This is a genomic window from Actinomyces vulturis, from assembly GCF_001687305.1.
Classification (GTDB): domain Bacteria; phylum Actinomycetota; class Actinomycetes; order Actinomycetales; family Actinomycetaceae; genus Actinomyces; species Actinomyces vulturis.
Genome location: NZ_KV700385.1, coordinates 86,576 through 106,503, shown reverse-complemented (window position 1 = coordinate 106,503; position 19,928 = coordinate 86,576). Strand labels below are relative to the sequence as shown.

The following is a 19,928-nucleotide window of genomic DNA, read 5'->3' as shown; positions in this document are numbered from 1 at the left end:
GATGTCTCCGATTTCCCCGATGAAAGTGATCAGCCCTGATACGGGTGATCGACGTCGTGAACCATACCGCACAATGGCAGTTGTTGGTGTGAGTGTGGGGATCGTCCTCATTGTTGTGTGTGCTCTCTTAGGGTATCAACGAGTGGCGGTGCTGTTTACTGCATTAGCGACAATTTTGTTAGCAATGATTCGTTTACTTCGTCCTGATGGCACATGGATTGCTGCTCGTTCACGCCGATTTGATGTGCTTTTTGGTTTAGGACTAGGGGCTGCTTTACTGCTTTTACTCCCTTACGCGAATTTACCGCGGGTTATCTGAGGGACACTCGCATGTGGAGCCGTGACAGTAGGCTCGGCAGGTGGCCCAGCGTATTGCTTCGATAACACTCCGGGGGTCAACTATGGGAACCATATGCGAATTGGTGCGAGCCCAGGTGAGTTTTGCCCCTGGGATACTGTTGACAAAGTGTGTATAGGCTTGGGTTGTTGCGGCTTTCGCGCTAGCTTTCGCAGCCACGAGAATCACTGGGATAGCAGGGGGCTTCAGGGGATTTTCTGCCAGTGTACTGAGAGTTTTCGCGTAATCGTTTAGTTCGAATTTGCGGCTTTTGGCAGCGAAATATGCGCCGTCTGTGCGGAGTGCTTGTTTTCGTATCGGCTTTGGTAATCGCCAGTACCCCATTCCGAGAACAACGAGTGGGCCAGCTCCCAGAGCGTAGATTCCTTCCATGACCTTTTGGATGATCGCGTCGAGGAATCGGAAAATTGGTGTGGTTTCAGTGAGAACCTTTTCTGTGGATGGGTCCACTAACACTATTGCTTTGACAAGATGAGGGCAGGAATCTGCGAGATTACGTACGATGAGCCCGCCGTAGGAATGTCCTACGCCAATAGCGCCTTGGGGAGCAGTTTTCTCAATCACTGATTGAAGATCACCAGTGAGATTGTCAATGTTGCGCTCGTGAATTGCGAAAGGAGAATGCCCCATACCCGCGCGGTCATAGACCACCACACGCGTTCCCGCGCATACAAGAGGAGGGATAATGCGGCTCCACATGAAGCGCGACAGGCCTAAACCCGACTCGCACACAATGGTTGGAACCATGCAATCCGTGAGGGGCTCATGGATCACTGCGTGAACGTAACGGTGGTTATTGACAGCAATCCGTTGATGGCGGATTCGAGCATTGTGCATAAAGGAAGAATACGCGATACCTACGAGGCAGAGGAGGGGAGTAAGCGGATTCTTCGCGTTGGAGTTTAGGGTGGGACTACACCATGAGACTACTATGGGTAGTTCTTATCTAAATATCATTACTGGCCGGGGACATCTGCGATTGCGGCTCGTGTGGAATAGTTGGGAGCCTCAACGGGAAAAACGAGGCAACTCCCTGAAGGGTAGAGGACTGAAGTTGCATTCTTCCCTGTGCCGCAACCTTCCACTGCGGGTTGCGTAGAATTATCTTGGCCTCGGTGCCGAACCCAGGGATAAACTTCTTGGGCTCCCGAACGAGAAATCATTTTTACGGGGATAGTTTCCTTAGGATCAGCGGTTTTCCGAGGAACTTCAAAGACAAATGATGCTGGTCGAATATTAGCGCGATGCGTGGCAACAACCAGGCTTGTCACCGTAATACGTTGACCGGGTACCAATGGGCTACCAAAAACTACATCTGGGTTCTTTTCCTTTTCAGGTTGAACACCAAATTTTAACTGCAAGTTTGGGTAACTAGGGCCACAAACTAATCGGTCAGGCTCAACTTTCTTACCTTCTTTTACCTGGACAGTAACTACCACAGTTTGATCGTTAGAACGTTCGGCTGTAAAAACATAGTTTTCCGAGGTGTGAGTGATTTGAGGAAGAGGCATCTTTGGCGTACTAGAGAAAGTCCACGTCATGGTGGAACCAGCTGGGAGCGGGTCCATAATGTTCTGTGGGATCCCAAGGGACAGCGTCGTAGGGATCGCCTCAGAGTTTCCTTCCTCAAATTGAAGACCACAAACGGTGGCTCCAAGAGTAGTTTCTGAGGCAACGGTTGCAAGAGCAGGTTGCACCATTACAACTGCAGGAACGGACCACGCCGCTCCTTTTGCTAGTGTGCGCCGAGAAATACCGGAAGATGCGGGTACGCGTTCGTGTTGTGTGGACATGAGTGGGGCTCCGTGCATGTGTGACGGTTAAGAGAAGACCGGGGGGAAACCTATGGGAGGCTGCCGCTCAGTAGGGTGGGCTAATATGCTTGATGGATAGTTACTATAGCGTCTTTGAGGATTATTTCATCATCAAATTCCATATCTGTGGAAAAGTTATAAATTACTCTCGGTGTGGGGCTCCTCTGTGGGGAATGTTTGTGAGGAGTCTGTAGGAGTGAGGGGGCGGGGTATAAACAGAGCGCTTTGTATGTTTACGTAAGGTATAGATAGGTTTTGAGGGGCGACTGAATGAAATACAGTATGCTTCCATTGCGTAAAAAGAGAACCGCTCTTGTTGTCCACTTGTTTTGAGAGTTGAAATACTGGCATAGATAAGCTGCCGTTATGATAGTGGTGATTGAATTTATATTCTCTATATGTATCGCTAAATCTGATGCGGCAACCTATCCAATTTAATGAATTTCCAATTACTGTAGGCGGAAATTGCGTGGCGTTGTTTGTGGGTGGATATAAAATAATCAATGGCCCACCCGGTAATAACGATATGAGTCTCTATTGTGGGAAATGGTATGGAGGTATTGATGGGGAGGGGGATGGTGGGTGTAGACGTAGGTGTGGGTCGACCTAGGTGTGGGTTCACTTGTAAATATATGTATTAATCTACCTGTGCATTTACTGGTAAGTAAAAATGCAGTTGCGACTGTTGCCCTGAGGGTAACAGTCGCAACTGCACGAATTGAAAGAATTGTCGATTTAATATACGGGGCCAAATCCGCCTTTTTGTCCGCTGTTAACTTTGGGCCAGTAAGTAGCGAAATTGACGCAACTTCCATTTGTGTAAACTACAGAAGTGTCTGCCCCATTTTCTCCGCATGCTTTCATGTTGGACTTGGCTCCGTTAGAAGCAAATTGAACCTCGCCGATTTTTCCCTCGAGCATTTTCATTGGTTGCAGACTCTTTCGATTCGGGGCAACGAACTTGACTAATGTCGTAGTGAGGGCTTCCGCTTCATCCGAGCCGGGGGCAGGTTCTTTTTCTCCGCCTTGTGGTGAAATAGACTTAGACTCTGTGACTTTAATGGTGGTTCCTGGGGCTACGCCGAGATTATTGGTGCTTGACCATTCGATATAACCTCCGGGGAGCTCGATGTCTTGATCTCCAGCGGTGATCGTAAATGTTTCCTCAACGCTTTTTGGATTGTTCACCAAAGAATACCAACCTGTTGGAATGTTGCCTTGCCATCCCCCTGCTGGTGAGATGGTCCAAGAGATTGAACTGTGCTTCGGTACAGTCATTGGAGGGACGACAATCTTGAGATTAAGTTGCGTTCCGCTGGCCGTTCCTCTGCCCCATGCCACGATGTCAACCCCTGCGCCCCCCTTGGCGACGCGTTCTTTAGAGATGGCAGTGGCTGGCGCTGGGGTGGCGATGATGAGAGCTGGAATTGACCAGGCTGCACCTTTGGTTACGGTGCGGCGAGAAATGCGTGGGTTTTGGGGATGCATGAGGGGGGCCTTTGCTTTACGACTCTGGCTAGGGACTAAAACAGCAAGCCTACATATTTTCTCAAGTTTTTTTCAGGAAAAACACAGATTTGTGCGACGTTTCACTCTAGCCTTAAAGAATTATGAAAAAACCCTATATGTTTCATTGGTGGTGGGCTCTTAGGTGGCGTGCTTCTTGAAGTGACGCAGAGGGGTGTGCTGTCTTCGTATTGCATTAACACACTTATTCGTGGCACATTGGTCTCACCTTGCCCCTCCCAATCAGAAAGGCCTGCCATGTCACAGGTCCGTCATTTCTTAGCCAAGGGGGGAATCCTGCTCTGGGTTCTTCTTGCGATTGTTTTGGCAGTGATTCTTGGGTCGATTCAGGTGGGCGGTTCCTCCCTTATGCCCACACCGGTCGCTCGGATTTTCATCACCTTTACGTCGATTTTTGGCCAGTTCCTCTCTTTCTGTATCCCCTTGATCATTGTCGGTCTGGTGACTCCGGCCATCGCTGATCTGGGTCGCGGTGCAGGTAAATGGTTGACGGTCACTGCTGCCATTGCGTATGCATCCACACTTTTTGCCGGCTTTTTAACCTACTTCGTGTGTCGAGCATCGTTCCCTTCGCTTCTGGGTGCCCATTCGCTGGCCAGCGCCGAAGAACTCGGTGGTGACGAACTCACCAGTTTTTTCACCATTGAGATGCCTCAGGCTTTTGGTGTAATGACCGCTCTCATCTTGTCTTTCTTGATCGGTATTGGTTTATCGATGGTCCCTCGCGGTGTGATCCGCAAGGGATTCATTGAATTTCGTGCCATCATCACTGCTTTGATCGAAAAGGTCATTATTCCTCTTCTGCCTCCGTACATCTTTGGAATTTTCCTGAACATGACGATGGGTGGCGGAGTCTGGTCAGTTATTAGCGTCCTTTTGCGTGTCGTTGTGGTGGTCCTCTTGCTTGAGGTGGTCATCTTGGGCACTCAGTTCGGTATTGCCGGTGCTTTCACCAAGCGCAACCCTGTTAAGGCTTTGGCCACCATGATGCCTGCTTACCTGACGGCTTTGGGAACATCGTCTTCCGCGGCTACGATTCCGGTGACTTTACGTCAGGTTCGTAAAAATGGCGTGAGTGAAGCCGTTTCATCTTTCACAGTTCCTCTGTGTGCCACCATCCATTTGGCAGGTTCCACGTCGAAGATTGTGGCTTTCTCACTTGCCATCATCATGACTCAGGGAATGGATATTACTGCCGCTCAGTATGCAGGATTCATCTTTATGCTGGGCGTCACCATGGTTGCTGCTCCAGGGGTTCCTGGTGGAGCCATTATGGCGGCAACGGGTATTTTGCAATCGATGTTGGGATTTGATGATCCCGCTGTTGCACTGATGATTGCTACCTACATTGGCTTGGATGCTTTTGGTACTGCCACAAACGTTACTGGCGATGGCGCGATTGCGATGATCATTGACAAACTCGCCTCTGGACGTATTGGTGATGAAGGTGATCCTGAAAATGCTCGCGAACTTGCTTTCGACGGCATGGCATATTTGGAGAAGGTATCTGACACCCCTGCACAGTAAGTTTTCTCTCTAGAGATCTACGACGTCGAACGCTCGCCTTGGTTTGAGAGCACACTTTCCTCAGTTGCTTACCGTATTGGTAGTGAACTTATAGGACAGTAGTCTCGCCATGGCGAGCGTTCGCGTCATAGGCTAGGGGGGAAGGGAATGCGCACCAGCGCTTCCCGTACGTCGTACTCAATTGAGGAGTTCATCCATGGCTAACGCCCCCATTAACGTCACCGTCACCGGTGCAGCCGGCAACATCGGTTACGCTCTGCTGTTCCGCATCGCTTCCGGTGCCATGCTCGGCGCAGATCAGCGTGTCAACCTGCGTCTGCTGGAAATCCCCCAGGCAGTCAAGGCTGCTGAGGGCACCGCAATGGAACTCTTCGACTCTGCATTCCCTACTCTCGGCTCCATTGATATTTTCGATGATCCCAAGCAGGCATTCGAAGGTGCCAACGTGGCTCTGCTCGTCGGATCTATGCCCCGTAAGGCAGGCATGGAGCGCGCTGACTTGCTTGAAGCAAACGGTGGAATTTTCGGTCCTCAGGGTAAGGCCATTAATGATGGTGCTGCCGATGACATTAAGGTTCTAGTTGTTGGCAACCCTGCTAACACCAATGCTCTTATCGCCGCATCTCATGCCCCTGACGTTCCGGCCTCCCGCTTCACCGCTATGACCCGCTTGGATCACAACCGTGCGCTGGCTCAACTCGCTGCCAAGGCTGGTTGCCACGTCAGTGACATTGATAAGGTCACCGTCTGGGGTAACCACTCCACCACCCAGTATCCGGACCTCACTCAGGCCACTATTAAGGGTCAGCCCATCAGTGACATCCTCGCTGACCGTGCATGGGTAGAGGAAGACTTCATCCCCACCGTTGCCAAGCGTGGTGCTGCCATCATCGCTGCTCGTGGCGCATCCTCAGCCGCTTCGGCTGCATCTGCAGCCATTGATCACGTCCGCGACTGGCATCTTGGCGTTAAGGGCTACTCCTGGACTTCCGCCTCCATCATGTCTGATGGTTCTTACGGTGTTCCTGAAGGTATCGTCTCTTCCTTCCCCTGCACCAGCGAAAACGGTGAGTGGAAGATCGTTCAGGGCCTCGAAATTGATGAGTTCTCCCGTGCAAAGATTGATGCATCCGCAGAAGAACTCCTGGCTGAGAAGAAGACAGTCGCCGATCTTGGTCTTATCTGAGTAAATTCAGATTGATCTTTGCGCCACAAAACGTTGGTTTGGTCTTCAAAGATGAGCTCATGACCGTCGTTGTTGCGTGAATGTACTAAGAAGTACCCATTAGGTGGCCTCACCCGTGACGGGTGAGGCCACCTTGCGTTGTGTAGGGGGTGCTGCTGGTGGGTGATTTCCTGTCAGTGTCGTGGCAGAGAGTGTTTTGTATCTATGTTTGTTTGTGTGAGAAGCCTCTTTGAAAAGTCACAATATGGAAACAAAACGCGAAAATCGCCCCAAATGATTGCGGCTTTGACTGGTCTAGTCCACACTCTTTATGTGAGGTCGTCATGACCAGCACCACATACATGTGAAGCAAAGCAGCTTCCCTTACAGAAACATTGACGTTTCAAGGAGCACATACCATGTCTGAATCACCATTTGTCCTCACCCGCCGCCAGGCTATGGGTGCAGTTGCGGCTACCGCTCTGCTAGGCACTCTTGCCGCTTGCTCCGGAAGCGGCGCAGAAGGTGGATCTAAGCAGGACACCACCGATAAAGAGGCTAAAGACCTCAAGATCGGTGTGGCCATGCCCACCAAGTCCGCAGCACGGTGGATTAAGGACGGCGAAAACCTCAAGGATCAACTTGAGAAACTCGGTTACCAGGTTGATCTGCAGTTTGCAGAGGATGACATTCCTACCCAGGTGAACCAGATCGATAACATGATCACCCAGGGGGCTAACCTGCTCATCATCGCTCCCATTGACGGCACAGCCCTGTCCACCCAGTTGGATAACGCCGGTTCGAATGGCATTCCGATCATTTCGTACGATCGCCTTATTCGTGACAACGCCAATGTTGATTACTACACTTCCTTCAACAACTTTGCTGTTGGCCAGCAGATGGGCACCTCTTTGCTGACTGGTCTGGGTGTTCTGGACAAGGATGGCAAGGAAACCGGTGAAGCAGGCCCGTTCAATGTGGAGTTCTTCGCAGGATCCCCTGACGATAACAATGCGAAGTTCTTCTTCGACGGCGCGATGGATAAGGTCATGCCTTTCGTCGAACGTGGCATTCTCGTGGTGAAGTCCGGACAGACTGATTTTGATAAGTGTGCCATTATGCGTTGGGAAGCTGCCAAGGCTCAGGAACGTATGGACAACCTCATCACTTCCACCTACACCGGTGGTGCCAAGGTTGATGGCGTGTTGTCACCCTACGACGGCTTGTCCATCGGCATCATTGGCGCTCTGAACTCCGCTGGCTACGGTAAGGATGGCTCCAAGTTCCCGATCGTTACCGGTCAGGATGCAGAACTTCCCTCCGTGAAGTCGATTCTTGCTGGTGAGCAGTACTCCACCATTTACAAGGACACTCGTAAGCTTGCAGACGCCACAGTGAAGATGGCCAACGCAGTACTCAAGGGTGAGAAGCCTGAGGTGAATGACGAAGAGACCTACAACAATGGTGTCAAGGTCGTTCCGGCATACCTCCTTGAGTCCGTCATTATCACCAAGGACAACGTCCAGAAGGAATTGGTCGATTCCGGCTACTACACCGAAGCTGACCTGAAGTGACGCAGTGACCGGGGGAAGGGCGCCAACTAACGACGGCGCCCTACCCCCGGCGCATTATTCTCATCCATAGAAGGAGGAAGAATGGCAAGCGACGTCATTCTTGAGATGCGCTCCATCACTAAGCGTTTTCCCGGCGTCATCGCACTGGACGATGTGAACTTCTCTGTTAAACGCGGCGAAGTGCACGCCATCTGCGGCGAGAATGGCGCGGGTAAATCCACTCTGATGAAAGTGCTCTCCGGTGTCCATCCCCACGGCACCTATGAAGGCACCATGCTCTTCGACGGCGAAGAGGTCACCTTCTCAGACATTAAACATTCCGAAGCTAAGGGTATCTCTATCATTCACCAGGAACTGGCGCTTAGCCCGTTCCTGTCGATTGCAGAGAACATTTTTCTTGGTAACGAACGAGCTACCAGAGGTGTCATCGACTGGCACGAAACCCGTGCGCGCGCTGCTGAAGCCATGAAGAAGGTTGGGTTGAATGAAAACCCTGACCGCAAAATCATGGAAATCGGTGTAGGCAAGCAGCAACTTGTTGAAATTGCCAAGGCGCTCGTTAAAGACACCAAACTGCTGATCCTCGATGAACCCACCGCAGCACTCAACGATGACGACTCTGCGCACCTTTTGAGCCTGATCGATCAACTGCGTAGCCAGGGAATCACGTGCATCATGATTTCCCACAAACTCAACGAGATTCGCGCTATTGCGGACTCCACCACCATCATCCGTGACGGTAAAACGATCGACACTCTCGATATGCACCGCGAAGGTGGAGTTTCTGAAGCAGAAATTATTCGCCTCATGGTGGGTCGTGAACTGTCACAGCGTTATCCCGATCATGAGTCCTCTGTGGGTGGTGAAGCACTGCGTATTGAAGACTGGACCGTCTATAACGAATCTGACCAAGACCGTAAAGCAGTTGATAACGCATCTATGACGCTGCGCCACGGTGAAATCGTCGGTCTGGCAGGGCTGATGGGGGCCGGTCGTACTGAATTGGCCATGAGCTTGTTCGGCAAGTCTTACGGCGTCAACATCAGTGGAAAGGTCTACAAGGAGGGCAAGGAAATCTCCATGCCCAATGTGTCTGCCGCTATCGCCAACGGCATCGCCTATGTTTCCGAAGACCGAAAACGCTACGGTCTCAATCTTATTCAGTCCATTAAGGCCAACACATCATCGGCCGCTATCGGCAAAGTTTCTCATCACGGCGTCATCGACCTCCACAGTGAGCACAGGATGGTGGAGAAACTCTCCAAGGCAATGAACGTGAAGGCTCCCAGCCTTGAGTCCCTCGTGGGAGGCCTCTCTGGTGGTAACCAGCAGAAGGTTGTTTTATCCAAGTGGGTGGCTACTGAACCCGATGTGCTCATCCTTGACGAACCCACCCGTGGTATTGACGTGGGCGCCAAGTACGAGATTTACACCATCATTAACCGCCTAGCAGACGAAGGTAAGGCCATCTTGGTCATCTCCTCCGAACTTCCTGAACTGCTGGGTATTTGCGATCGTATCTACACCCTGTCTGAAGGGCGTGTGACGGCCAATATTGACCGTAAGGACGCCGACCAGGAAACCCTCATGCGCTACATGACGCAAGAAAAGGAGAAGTGACATGGCCGCTTCTATTAAAGACGTATTGCGCTCCAACATGCGCCAGGGCGGCCTGGTGTTCGCGCTCATCGCCATCATTTTGTTTTTTGCTGTCCTGACTGGAGGACAGATCCTTTCTAGCCAGAACGTTTCGAACATCGTGGTGCAGAACGCCTACGTGCTCGTACTGGCAACCGGTATGTTGTTCGCCATTTTGATGGCAGATATCGACCTGTCCGTTGGGTCTGTGGTTGCGCTGTCTGGTGCTGTGGCCGGTGTGGTCACTGTCCGTATGGGCATGCCATGGGAAATCGGTGTCCTGGCCGCATTACTTACTGGTCTACTTGTGGGTGTCTGGCAGGGCTTCTGGATCGCGTTTGTTGGTATCCCCGCCTTCATCGTGACCCTCGCTGGCATGTTGATGTTCCGCGGTCTAGCCATGATTGTTCTTCAGAACGTTCAGATCTCACCTTTCCCCCAAGGGTTCCGTAATATCGGTAACGGTTTCCTTAACGGGCTGCTAGGAGGTAATGGCTTTGATGCCTTTACGATGATTCTGGCGGCTGTATGCGTTGCATTATTCGTTCTTAACGAATGGCGTTCTCGCCGTAAGGCCATCGCCGCTAACGTGACCGTCTCAGCCATGGGACTGTGGATCTCTAAACTCGTTCTTGTTTCCGTGATTATCCTGGCTTTCGCATGGAAACTCGCTACCTACCACGGCACACCCATTGTGCTGCTCATTCTTGCCGCACTTGTCATGGTTTACTCCTTCGTTGCCGGACACACCGTTTTTGGCCGTCAGGTTTATGCCATTGGTGGCAACAAAGAAGCCGCGGCACTCTCTGGTGTCAAAGTTCAGTGGGTTCGCTTCTGGGTTTTCGTGAACAACGCTGTCCTGGCCTCTCTCGCAGGTGTCATTTTCACCTCCCGCCTCAATATGGCTGGGCCTAAGGCCGGTAACATGTTCGAACTTGATGCCATCGCCGCCTGCTTCATCGGTGGCGCGGCAGTGACCGGTGGTATTGGAACCGTCCCCGGTGTCATCATCGGCGGTCTTGTGATGGCTGTGATGAACAACGGTATGTCTCTTCTGGGCGTGAGCATTGACTGGCAGCAGGCAATTAAGGGCCTTGTGGTGCTACTTGCCGTTGCTTTCGATCTCTACTCCAAGAAGCGCTCCGCTAAGGCCTGACATTCCCATCATCATCGAGCAGAAACAGACGATGGGTATGTGAGTGAAGGTGCCCCGGATCCTGCGATCCGGGGCACCTTCTTGCATCAGGGGTATCAAATATGTTGCGATTGAAGGTATGGCACGTCGATCCGCAAAGCGCCCATACTCAACTGGGCATATCCCCTTGGATATGAATAGGCTCGCCTCCGTGCCGCGCACCCAAGAAGGCCCTGGGGGTGCCGAATTTACCGTCCGCAACGTGCGAGGCGGACAAAAAACCTACGTCTGCCCCGGCTGTAACCATGACATTGCTCCCCATACACCTCACGTGGTGGCATGGAGCAATGAGCATCTCTTTGGACCTGACCGAGGCCTAGAGGAACGGCGTCACTGGCACACTTCGTGCTGGAACCGCGCTCGCTAGGAGAACTACGTGACTGACACAGCGCTTGTTTTGCTTCATGGATTCCCCCTCGATGGACGAATGTGGGATCGCGTCCGTGAACATCTCTCTGCTCAAATGCCTGAGTTAGACATCATGGCTCCCACTGTTCGTGGCTGTCACAAGACCCAGCCTTGGCCCGCTGACTACGCGCCATCACTGACCTGGGAAGCAGACCGTATCGCTGAATTGATTAACCAGTCCAGCCACACCCGCGCTGTTGTTGTAGGCCTGTCTATGGGTGGGTACATTGCCCAGGCTTTGGCTGCGCACCATCCTCAGATTATCGCCGGCATGGTGCTTATGGATACCAACTGTGGAGCAGATTCACCGGCAAGTAGCGACGCACGTCTATCCATGGCTACCTTGGCTGAGTCCAAGCAAAGCAAGCAGGTATACGCCAGTCTCGATCAGATGGTTGAGGCGCTCTGCGCCCGTGACACCTTCGTCAACAATCATGACGTGATTGAGCGTGCCCAGGAAATGGCCCGTGAAATCGACCCTGGCTCCATCGCATGGATTCAGCGAGCAATGGCTGCACGCCCCAACTCCCAGGACATTCTTCAGTTCATAGGAAAAAAGGTTCCCTCGCTAGTGATTCGTGGAGCTGAGGACCCAACCTGCACGTCTAAGACCGCCAATACTATGGCGGAAGCCCTGGGCTGCGACGTGGTCAATATTCCGTCTGCAGGTCACTTCAGCGCCATGGAACAGCCACAGGCCGTGGCAAAAGCGCTTGAAGGATTTCTTCGTCAGAACTACACCGAGTTCTAGCCGAGGCGTTATTAAAGAGAACTACAGTCTCAGGTTAAGGGGGAGTGACAGCGCTCTTCCCAATGAGGAAGCAGGCGGTTGAGAGCGAAACGTAGGGGAACGATGTCTCCGTCGCGACCACCTTCACCGATCGTCATCGGAACAGGCTCGGCTAGGGGCGTGGCGCCAAAAAAGCGTTCTTTCCATCCTAGTTGGTCCCGCAGGACGTAGAACATTCCGTCGACGCCGAGCGCCACAGTCTCATCACTGCGTAAGTACCAGCCCTTCAAACCAGTACGTGCCTTACCACCGGAATACCCACGCATCACAAGGTCCACAGGTTCGAGACCCTCAATGCGTGCCTGTTCGAGGAAGCACTTCACCACCCGTGCAGCCTTTGCTTCTTCTGCATGGCGGGCCTGCTGCATGAGGCGAGCACGCTCGCTGGCAGCCTGGCGGCGTTTGCTTGCCCACTCCTCGTCTGATGACGCCTGAGAGGATGGGGTGACTACGTCGTCAAAATACATAAAATCAGGTTAAATCACTGGCTATTCCTACGCTTTCTGAGATGCTTAATGTCGCCGTGGTGTTCGTCCCACTATGCGGGGCAAAAGGCCCACAAAAGTTGTGCTTCCCCATGACACACTTGCTGGCATGATGCACCCCACCTTCTCCTCGATGCGGTTGGATTTTTCTTCACACCAACCTGCATACGAACAAATTGGTGAGGCCATCGTCCATGCCATCCGCAGCGGACAATTGCCTCCTGGCACGCGCCTACCTGCCATTCGTACGCTCGCCGGTCACGTCAATGTTGCTGTGAACACGGTTGCGAAGGCCTATCGCGAACTTGAGCGCGTCGGAGTAATCGAAGGTCGTGGGCGTCTGGGCACTTTTGTTGTTGATGGTGATGGTGATGCTGCTGCCACTGCAGCTCACACCTTTGTCCGTGCCATGAAAGATCTTGGTGTCAATGAAGAGCGTTCACATGAATTAGTGACGGACGCTTGGAAACCCAGCACCTATCCAAACTCGCATAGTTAGTTCTGCGCTGTTTTCTATGCACTTGCACAATAGTGCTTTGGCGTAGGTGTGTGACTTGCTCTAAATGACTTGTTCGATAGATGTAGCGGCGTGCGCCTGATAGCGCCATAACACACTTGAATGGTCCACTCGCCAGTGCTCGTTTGAGCATTAGCCTGGGATATCAAATACGTCAGAACTGACTTTGGCATCTGCCAGCAAGGGCCCCACAATATTGACATATTGTGGGGCCCCGCTAGCGGAATCAGGAAAAATGTCAGGACTCCTTATGGTCGCTCGCGTTCTGCTCGCCAGAACTGTCGCTGTCATCAGTGGATTCGGCAGTTTCCTCTTGGTGTACCGCAGAACCACTAATCACGCCGCCGAGCACTCCTCGCATCTCATCGAGATAGGTAGAGATGGATTCGCGCTGACGTTCCAGATCATCAACCTGGCGCTGGGCAGCAGCAGTAATGGCATCAGCGTCCGCAGTGGCGTCAGAGGTTAGGCGTTCAGCTTCAGCACGCGCAGTCCGCAGCGCTTCTTCTGCTTGGCGGGCAGCATCATCGAGACGGGTACGAGCAGATTCCTCTGCTTCAGTACGTACAGTTTCAGCGCGACTAATCGCTTCAGCTAGACGTTGCTCAGCATCAGCCACTTGAGCCTCAGCCTGAGCGACCATGTCAGCAGTGCGAGCCACCGCCTGCTCGTGGGTATCTGAATCAGCCTGAGCAGCTTCGGCACGAGCTTGAGCAATTTCCTGGGTGGCCTGCTCACGCATTTCTTCTGCTTCCTGACGCAATGAGCGTGAGAGAGCCCGCGCATCGTCAAGAGTCTGTTCGGCACTTTTCTTCGCTTCAGTCACGATAACCTCAGCCTCACTGCGTGCCTTGAGAATGAGTTGTTCGGCTTCCTTCTGGGCATCTTCGACTAGGCGAGTGGCTTCGTTCTGGCTGGAGGCACGCAGTTCGTCAGTATCCTGCTCTGCTTGCGCGCGAAGTTGACTGCTTTCGCGTTTCGCTTGACCAGTCAGTTCAGTGGCGTCCTTCTCAGCGTGAGCTTTGACTAGGGAGGCTTCACGTTCGGCACTGGCCACCATCTGGGATGAGGCTGTGTGAGCCGCAGCGGTGATCTGGGCAGCCTCACGAGAGGCGGCAGACTTTACTTCCTCAGCACGGGCGGTGGCGTTTTCCAAAGTGATCGATGCTTGGCTTTCAGCCTGAGCGATCAACTGGGCAGCATCTCGACGAGCGTCAGCAACGAGGGTTGCTGCTTCGGAGGCGCTGCGTTCGGATAACGATGTGGCGTTAGCGCGGGTGCGACTGAGAAGAGAATCAGCATCAGAGTTTGCTTTAGCCAGAATTGAGGCGCTTTGCTCCTCAGCACTACGCAGCAACTGTTCGATCCGTGAACCTAGACCGGAGTAAGTGGGGGAGTCCGCCTCACGTAATTGACGCTGTGTATCAGCCAACTGACCGGTGAGAGTCATGTTTTTTGAATCCAGGGCCGCTACCTCAGCGCGTGCTTGTTCGAGTTGACGTTGGAGAGTCTGTACACGCTGATCCACCTGAGCGCGGTCATAACCGCGCATCGTAATTGCGAATTCGATGTGGTCCTCAGTCATGGGACTCCTTAGAGAAGCGGGGGAAAGTCAAGTAACCGTATTTCCTCCCATCAACTGGTGATGGGGTGGGGACATGCAGTTGTTACCACCTTAACGCCCTCCACTGACATGCTTGGGCGGGCCACGCGAAAGGTGAACGTGTGAGAAATGTGCAGAATTCACGTATGAGATTCAGGCCACCTCATAGGCATAAAAGGATGCGTATAGGTGTTGAATCGTGAGATTGTTATGGCATCGTGACTTTTCCTCACGAGGCACTGTACGAAAAGCGTGTAAGGGGTACCGCCTAGTGAATCGCCGAATTATCAGTGGAGTATGCCTAGGAATAGGTGTTATTGCCATCATCCTGGCAGTACTCTCCGCAACCGCATGGCGCCCAAGTGAAACCGCAAAAGCTACCATGCCCACCACTCCCACCACCCCCTACGTGGTGACTGAACCTGGTGTTCTTGGCATGGTTGACGCCGACGTTACCGTCACCGTCACCGCACCGGCCAGCACCGATCCCGTCATGATCGCGGTAGGTCGCAATACAGATGTGGACGCCTGGCTAGCTAACGATCCCTATACCGCCATTACAGGCCTGAGTGATTGGACTGCACTGACCACTACCGAGGTCACTGATTCCTGCTCAGCACAGGCACTCAAACCTGCCGACGCCGCTGCCACCCCCGCAGCTTCTGAGGAACCTTCCGCTGATGCGTCCGCCACTCCCGCAGCAGATGCTTCTACATCCGCAGAGCCCAGCGCCAAATCGACTGCAACTCCGGGCTGTACACCCCGAGAAGCTACCAACGCGAATCCTGCAGGCTCTGACCTCTGGCTAACGGAGAAAAAAGGCACCGGCTCCATCACCATGACCCTGGATGCGGCTGACCCTAACCTTGTGGTTTTGGTGGCCTCCGACGGCACAAAGCCTGCCCCCGATGTTGCCTTGTCCTGGCCGCGCAAGGTCTCTACTCCGTGGTTGATACCGGGCCTCATCATTGGCACAGTCTTTCTGCTTATTGGCTCTTTCTTCGCAGCACTTGAAGTTCAGTTCTGGCGTGCAGCACGTGCCCGTGCGCAACGAGCCAAGGAACGTGCAGAGCGTATGGCTCAGGCCGATGCCACCGCCACAACCTCGTTTGCAGCAGTTGGCAGGGATCCTGATCGTCCGCTCACTCGCCGTGAAATGCGCGAGCGTGACCGTGCCCTGGATAACGGAGAGGAATGGACCGACCCACGCACTGGACAGGTTCACCGTCCGGGTGTGGACGTACCTGAGGTTCCTTTGGCTAATCATGATGAGCAGGCACCTGACGAACTGACCTTGCTCGCTAGCCAGCGAGACATGGCTGAACTGACTCACGATGACGCCGACACTGGTGAAATCATCATGGCTGTGGGTAAGGCTCGCGGTAGCGCCGTGGTTCCTGCCCTCGATGAGAACACCACCGCTGAATATCGTGCACAGCGTGAAATCGATGAGAATGCTGAGCCTTTTGCGTTAGTTGACGACGAACTTCTCGAAACTGATGATGACCAGCTCACCACGGAGGACAACAACTGATGATGATTTCACGACGTTCTGCCCTTCTCAGTGCGCTGATTGCTGCCAGTGCCAGCCTGGCCGCATGTAGCAATGACCTCCCCTCCATTCCTGAGGGTGTGGGTGCTTCTCCCGAGGCTCAGCCCGTCCTGGACGGCGAACGCCTCAGTACCATCCTTGAACGTATCAGTGACGGAGTCGCCGTTGCAGATAAAGACAAAAACGCTGATCAACTCACCGGATTCCTTACTGGCCCCGCCAAGCGTATCCGCACCGAGCAATACGCCCTGGCTCAAGCCACCGGTAAGGATGACGTGGTCAAGCCCCTGGTCACTACTAGCCAGGCAAGCGCTGTAGGCCTTACTCTGGGCTGGCCTCGCACCGTTATGACTGCAACGGAATTCACTGATACCACGAATATTCCGCAGTTACTCACCTTGAGCCAGGACAGCGCTCGTGACCCCTTCGAACTGTGGGCCTGGATCCGACTTTTTCCCGGCGTAGAGATTCCTCCTACGGCAAAGCCCGCTACCGGCTCACCTCAGGTGGACCTGGATACTGCTGGGCTCATCATGACCCCGCAGGATGCACTTGCTTCCTATGTAGAAGCCCTTAATGACCCGAACTCCATTTCTGGTCATCTCTGGGCTGATGATCCGTTGCGCAGCCTGGTTGAAAAGCAACGTGCCCTTAACGATTCCTTGAAGGACGTGGGGAATATTGCCGTCTCTGTTACTGCAGGATCCGACGGTGTACGAGGCCTTCAGACCGAAGACGGCGGCGCTCTGGTGATGACCACCCTGACCATCACCAGTGTTTATAGCCGGACAGTTCCCAAGTCCACCATGAAAGTCTCTGGTGATGTGGCTGCATTGGCTGGTGGGGAAGATCTTAAAGGGAAAATCACCGCAACCTACGACGTTATGGTTGCTTTTTCCCTGCCCGCAGCGAAGGATGCTGCCACCCCGGCACCCGAATCGAGCGCGGCGACTAGTGCTCAACCTTCGCCGGCACCTTCCGCTAGTGCAGCAGCCACCGCTGAGGCTTCCCCTCAGCAGGCGGTACGTCCTACCGCAATCGGTGCCGAGTACGTGCTGGCCAGCGCTGTACGTGATGACGCGGCAGCGCCCGCTGACGAGTAAACCTCTCGTTTGCGCGTGGTGATTGACTGACACGAAGGTGACGGTCGTTTCGCCCAGCGGCACTGTATGCGTTCAGTATGGAGTTGCTGAATAGACAGATAAACGGCTGCACGGACCACAACGGTCCGGGCAGCCGTTTGATGGTTTGCTAGATGCGCTCAGGTGCCTTGAACTGCCCCACTGACGAGTGATGTTGAGAACTCGGAACTCATGGACGCATAGTAGCGGGGATGGAGGAGACGGAAATGAAGGAGGCCGGACGGGGCTGGGGCGTTCGTCATGAGAGGGGTATCGGAGCAGGCGGTGACGCTAGTAGCGTAGGCGGTTCGCGAGGGAGTCTTGATACCTTTAGTGTCAGCACCAGCACTATCCGTCAACGCGCCCAAGAAAGGACACCACACTCATGAGTATGTTCGGAGCAGTTGACCTCTCAACTTTGAAGAGCAACCAGTCACGCCCTGGATCAGGTGCAGGAGGCGCCCAGGGGCAACAAGGCGCTGCAGGTGCCTCAGTCACTGCCCAGGGTGGAGCTCCCACAGCCGGTGACGGGGCCGGCCAGGTAGTCAATGCACCATTGATTGTTGATGCCACTACTGAGACCTTCCGCCAGGTCATGGAACTGAGCATGACCGTCCCACTTATCGTGGACCTCTGGGCTACCTGGTGCGAGCCCTGCAAACAACTTGGGCCTATTCTGGAAGACGCCGTACGGGCAGCGGGCGGTAAAGTTCAGTTGGTTCGGGTGGACGTGGATAAGGAACCAGCTATTGCTCAGGCATTCCAGGCTCAGTCTGTTCCTACTGTTCTGGCAGTGATTGCTGGTCAGCCTATTCCTTTGTTCCAGGGTGCTGTTCCCGCTGCGCAGGTGCGCGAAACGATTGACCGCGTTCTTGAGGTGGCACAGGCTAACGGTATCAACGGTGTACTGAATGATTTGGGTGACGCTGCTCCGGCTGAAGAGCAGGAGCCCGAGGAAAGCCCTGTTGAGCGTGAAGCACGTGAAGCGCTTGAGCGTGGCGACTTTGCTAAGGCCGAAGAGGTCTACACCCGTGCGCTGAACGTCACTCCCGGTGACGAATCGCTGCGCTTGGCTCGTGAGCAGGTGCGTCTGATGAAGCGCGTCCAGGGTAATGACCCTCAGGCACTCGTTGCTGCCGCTGATGCGAACCCTGAGGATGCTCAGGCACTTATGGCTGGCGCAGACGCATCCCTGGCCATGGGAGACGTTCATGGCGCTCTGGGCCGTGGTTTGCAGGCTGTGCGCGTCAGTGCAGGCGATGAGCGTGAAGAGGCTCGTCAGCGTCTCCTGAGCCTCTTTGACGTGATCGGCGCTCAAACCCCTGAGGTGGCCGCCGCCCGCCGCCAACTCGCCTCCCTACTTTATTAAGTTTTTGACGAAATATGTCCTAGTGAAGGGAATAGGACTTACTAAGTCGCGGGAGGGGGGGCTAATGTACGTTATCGTCTTAAGAAAACGAGTAAATTAGTATGTCAAATTGCCAAAATATTATTGCAATGGCATCAAATTATATCCACTGACGGTTTTTCATCTTAACTTAGTTGAGTATGTTGATTAATAAACACTTAGTTAAGGAGGATGGAGGAATATGTGAATATAATTTATGGGGTCCAGGTACGTTCTCGAATGGATCCCCGCCATCTGCCGATAGTTAGTCCAACTTTTTCACACCAATTCCTATCGTGGATCAATTTTGGGTTATGAATTGCTTGACCTAGTAAGTGACGAACTCTTCTGTACTCTTTAAGTAACCAATCACGTCCTGTTAAATTCTCAATTCCAAACACTTTTGACAGGTGTGATTCCATTAAGCCATAACGATAGTGTTGTTTAATTATCTGTGAACTTCCATGGCGTAGTCGATAGTAGATGAAGGTTTTGGAAGTGAAGCCAATGGTAAAACCTTTTTGTTGTATTCGCCAGGAAAGTTCTGCTTCATCACAGCCGCCCATAAAAGACTCATCGAAATAGCCGATTGCTTCAGCTGCTCGTTTATGGAGACCAAAACAACATCCTGGGATAACAGGTAGATAGTTCAACTTTGGCTGATTGAATATTAAGATATTTTCATGTGGTGGAAGAGGTAATTCTCCTGTCCAAGGAACGAGTCCACCTCCAACTAGGTCATTTGTATTCAAACAGTTGTGTAGTTCGGCAACAAAATTAGTTGCCACTATATCATCGGCATCACAAATTAAAATTTGTTCGCTTCTTGAGTTTTTAATGCCAACATTGCGGGCGTAGTTGACACCGGCTTTTTCTGAAGCGTTGACGAGGCGTAGATCGCGCCCGTCGTAGTCGAATAAATGTTGATAATTTTGAATTGTTTCATCTAAGTTATCTGTGGAGCAATTGTTAACCACAATAACTTCGTAACGAAGATTAGTATCTTGTTTGGCGAGTGCTGCTAATTGCATTCCTATACTATTGGCAGCATTGTAGGTAGGGATGACGATGCTTACGTCAAAGTTATCTTGAGGTTGAGGCATGGTTCTATGTTATTTGATTTTATAAACTTTTACAGGAGATATTTTGGGGCGGGGGTTCATGATAGATTCACTCTCGGATTTATTACATGTTCATGGTTTTTGAGAACACGGGTCGAAGAGTGTGGGATATTGGCTGATGTAAACATCAATACCATTGTTGTAGT

18 protein-coding genes are annotated in these 19,928 nt (G+C 52.8%); 12 read left to right on the top strand and 6 right to left on the bottom strand.

Annotated elements, in window-relative coordinates; translation table 11 throughout:
• Position 1: 1 nt before the first annotated feature.
• A complete protein-coding gene (locus tag A9753_RS00385) occupies positions 2-319 on the top strand; it encodes a DUF3017 domain-containing protein (protein WP_245637316.1) in 318 nt (105 codons plus the stop codon).
• Here A9753_RS00385 and A9753_RS00380 read toward each other — a convergent pair.
• The 3 genes from A9753_RS00380 to A9753_RS00370 all read right to left on the bottom strand — a co-directional run bounded on the left by A9753_RS00380 (position 302) and on the right by A9753_RS00370 (position 3,660).
• Complete coding sequence (locus A9753_RS00380; RefSeq protein ID WP_067778593.1) at positions 302-1,195, bottom strand: alpha/beta fold hydrolase; 894 nt, start codon at positions 1,193-1,195, stop codon at positions 302-304. The two genes, A9753_RS00385 and A9753_RS00380, sit on opposite strands and share 18 nt — an antisense overlap.
• A gap of 119 nt (positions 1,196-1,314) precedes the next feature.
• Positions 1,315-2,151 carry a hypothetical protein gene (locus A9753_RS00375; protein WP_141673234.1) on the bottom strand — a complete coding sequence of 279 codons (837 nt, stop codon included), beginning with the start codon at positions 2,149-2,151 and terminating at the stop codon, positions 1,315-1,317.
• 756 nt (positions 2,152-2,907) lie between these two features.
• On the bottom strand, positions 2,908-3,660 hold the full coding sequence (locus tag A9753_RS00370) for a hypothetical protein (protein ID WP_067778588.1): 753 nt from the start codon (positions 3,658-3,660) through the stop codon (positions 2,908-2,910).
• A 276-nt stretch (positions 3,661-3,936) separates the two neighbouring features.
• On the opposite strand from A9753_RS00370, the gene A9753_RS00365 reads away from it, so the two are divergent.
• The 7 genes from A9753_RS00365 (at position 3,937) to A9753_RS00340 (ending at position 11,957) form a co-directional block, all read left to right on the top strand.
• Positions 3,937-5,226 carry a dicarboxylate/amino acid:cation symporter gene (locus tag A9753_RS00365; protein ID WP_067778585.1) on the top strand — a complete coding sequence of 430 codons (1,290 nt, stop codon included), beginning with the start codon at positions 3,937-3,939 and terminating at the stop codon, positions 5,224-5,226.
• Positions 5,227-5,422: 196 nt separating this feature from the next.
• A complete protein-coding gene (locus A9753_RS00360; RefSeq protein WP_067778583.1) occupies positions 5,423-6,412 on the top strand; it encodes a malate dehydrogenase in 990 nt (329 codons plus the stop codon).
• A gap of 398 nt (positions 6,413-6,810) precedes the next feature.
• A complete protein-coding gene (gene chvE, locus A9753_RS00355) occupies positions 6,811-7,965 on the top strand; it encodes a multiple monosaccharide ABC transporter substrate-binding protein (RefSeq protein ID WP_281180949.1) in 1,155 nt (384 codons plus the stop codon).
• 81 nt (positions 7,966-8,046) lie between these two features.
• The gene (gene mmsA, locus A9753_RS00350) at positions 8,047-9,585 is read left to right on the top strand and encodes a multiple monosaccharide ABC transporter ATP-binding protein (RefSeq protein WP_067778581.1); all 1,539 of its coding nucleotides are present in this window, start codon (positions 8,047-8,049) and stop codon (positions 9,583-9,585) included.
• A 1-nt stretch (position 9,586) separates the two neighbouring features.
• Complete coding sequence (gene mmsB, locus A9753_RS00345; RefSeq protein WP_067778579.1) at positions 9,587-10,759, top strand: multiple monosaccharide ABC transporter permease; 1,173 nt, start codon at positions 9,587-9,589, stop codon at positions 10,757-10,759.
• 118 nt (positions 10,760-10,877) lie between these two features.
• The gene (locus tag A9753_RS09350; RefSeq protein WP_083090160.1) at positions 10,878-11,165 is read left to right on the top strand and encodes a hypothetical protein; all 288 of its coding nucleotides are present in this window, start codon (positions 10,878-10,880) and stop codon (positions 11,163-11,165) included.
• 9 nt (positions 11,166-11,174) lie between these two features.
• Complete coding sequence (locus tag A9753_RS00340) at positions 11,175-11,957, top strand: alpha/beta fold hydrolase (protein WP_067778577.1); 783 nt, start codon at positions 11,175-11,177, stop codon at positions 11,955-11,957.
• Between the two features lie 29 nt (positions 11,958-11,986).
• On the opposite strand, the gene A9753_RS00335 is transcribed toward A9753_RS00340, so the two are convergent.
• Positions 11,987-12,463 (bottom strand): hypothetical protein, encoded by a 477-nt coding sequence (locus A9753_RS00335; protein WP_067778574.1) that lies wholly within the window; start codon positions 12,461-12,463, stop codon positions 11,987-11,989.
• Between the two features lie 100 nt (positions 12,464-12,563).
• Here A9753_RS00335 and A9753_RS00330 point away from each other — a divergent pair, with 100 nt between their 5' ends.
• Positions 12,564-12,980: a GntR family transcriptional regulator gene (locus A9753_RS00330; RefSeq protein ID WP_245637315.1), complete on the top strand. Its 417-nt coding sequence runs from the start codon at positions 12,564-12,566 to the stop codon at positions 12,978-12,980.
• 256 nt (positions 12,981-13,236) lie between these two features.
• Here A9753_RS00330 and A9753_RS00325 read toward each other — a convergent pair whose 3' ends face one another.
• A complete protein-coding gene (locus A9753_RS00325; protein WP_067778572.1) occupies positions 13,237-14,583 on the bottom strand; it encodes a hypothetical protein in 1,347 nt (448 codons plus the stop codon).
• Positions 14,584-14,872: 289 nt separating this feature from the next.
• Between A9753_RS00325 and A9753_RS00320 the strand changes: the two genes are divergently transcribed.
• The 3 genes from A9753_RS00320 to A9753_RS00305 all read left to right on the top strand — a co-directional run bounded on the left by A9753_RS00320 (position 14,873) and on the right by A9753_RS00305 (position 18,643).
• The gene (locus tag A9753_RS00320; RefSeq protein ID WP_067778569.1) at positions 14,873-16,135 is read left to right on the top strand and encodes a hypothetical protein; all 1,263 of its coding nucleotides are present in this window, start codon (positions 14,873-14,875) and stop codon (positions 16,133-16,135) included.
• Positions 16,135-17,256 carry a DUF8094 domain-containing protein gene (locus A9753_RS00315; protein WP_067778566.1) on the top strand — a complete coding sequence of 374 codons (1,122 nt, stop codon included), beginning with the start codon at positions 16,135-16,137 and terminating at the stop codon, positions 17,254-17,256. Before A9753_RS00320 ends, A9753_RS00315 begins: the two co-directional genes overlap by 1 nt.
• Before the next feature lie 403 nt (positions 17,257-17,659).
• A complete protein-coding gene (locus A9753_RS00305) occupies positions 17,660-18,643 on the top strand; it encodes a tetratricopeptide repeat protein (RefSeq protein ID WP_067778561.1) in 984 nt (327 codons plus the stop codon).
• A 233-nt stretch (positions 18,644-18,876) separates the two neighbouring features.
• Here A9753_RS00305 and A9753_RS09345 read toward each other — a convergent pair whose 3' ends face one another.
• Positions 18,877-19,764: a glycosyltransferase family 2 protein gene (locus A9753_RS09345; RefSeq protein WP_083090159.1), complete on the bottom strand. Its 888-nt coding sequence runs from the start codon at positions 19,762-19,764 to the stop codon at positions 18,877-18,879.
• Positions 19,765-19,928 lie beyond the last annotated feature (164 nt).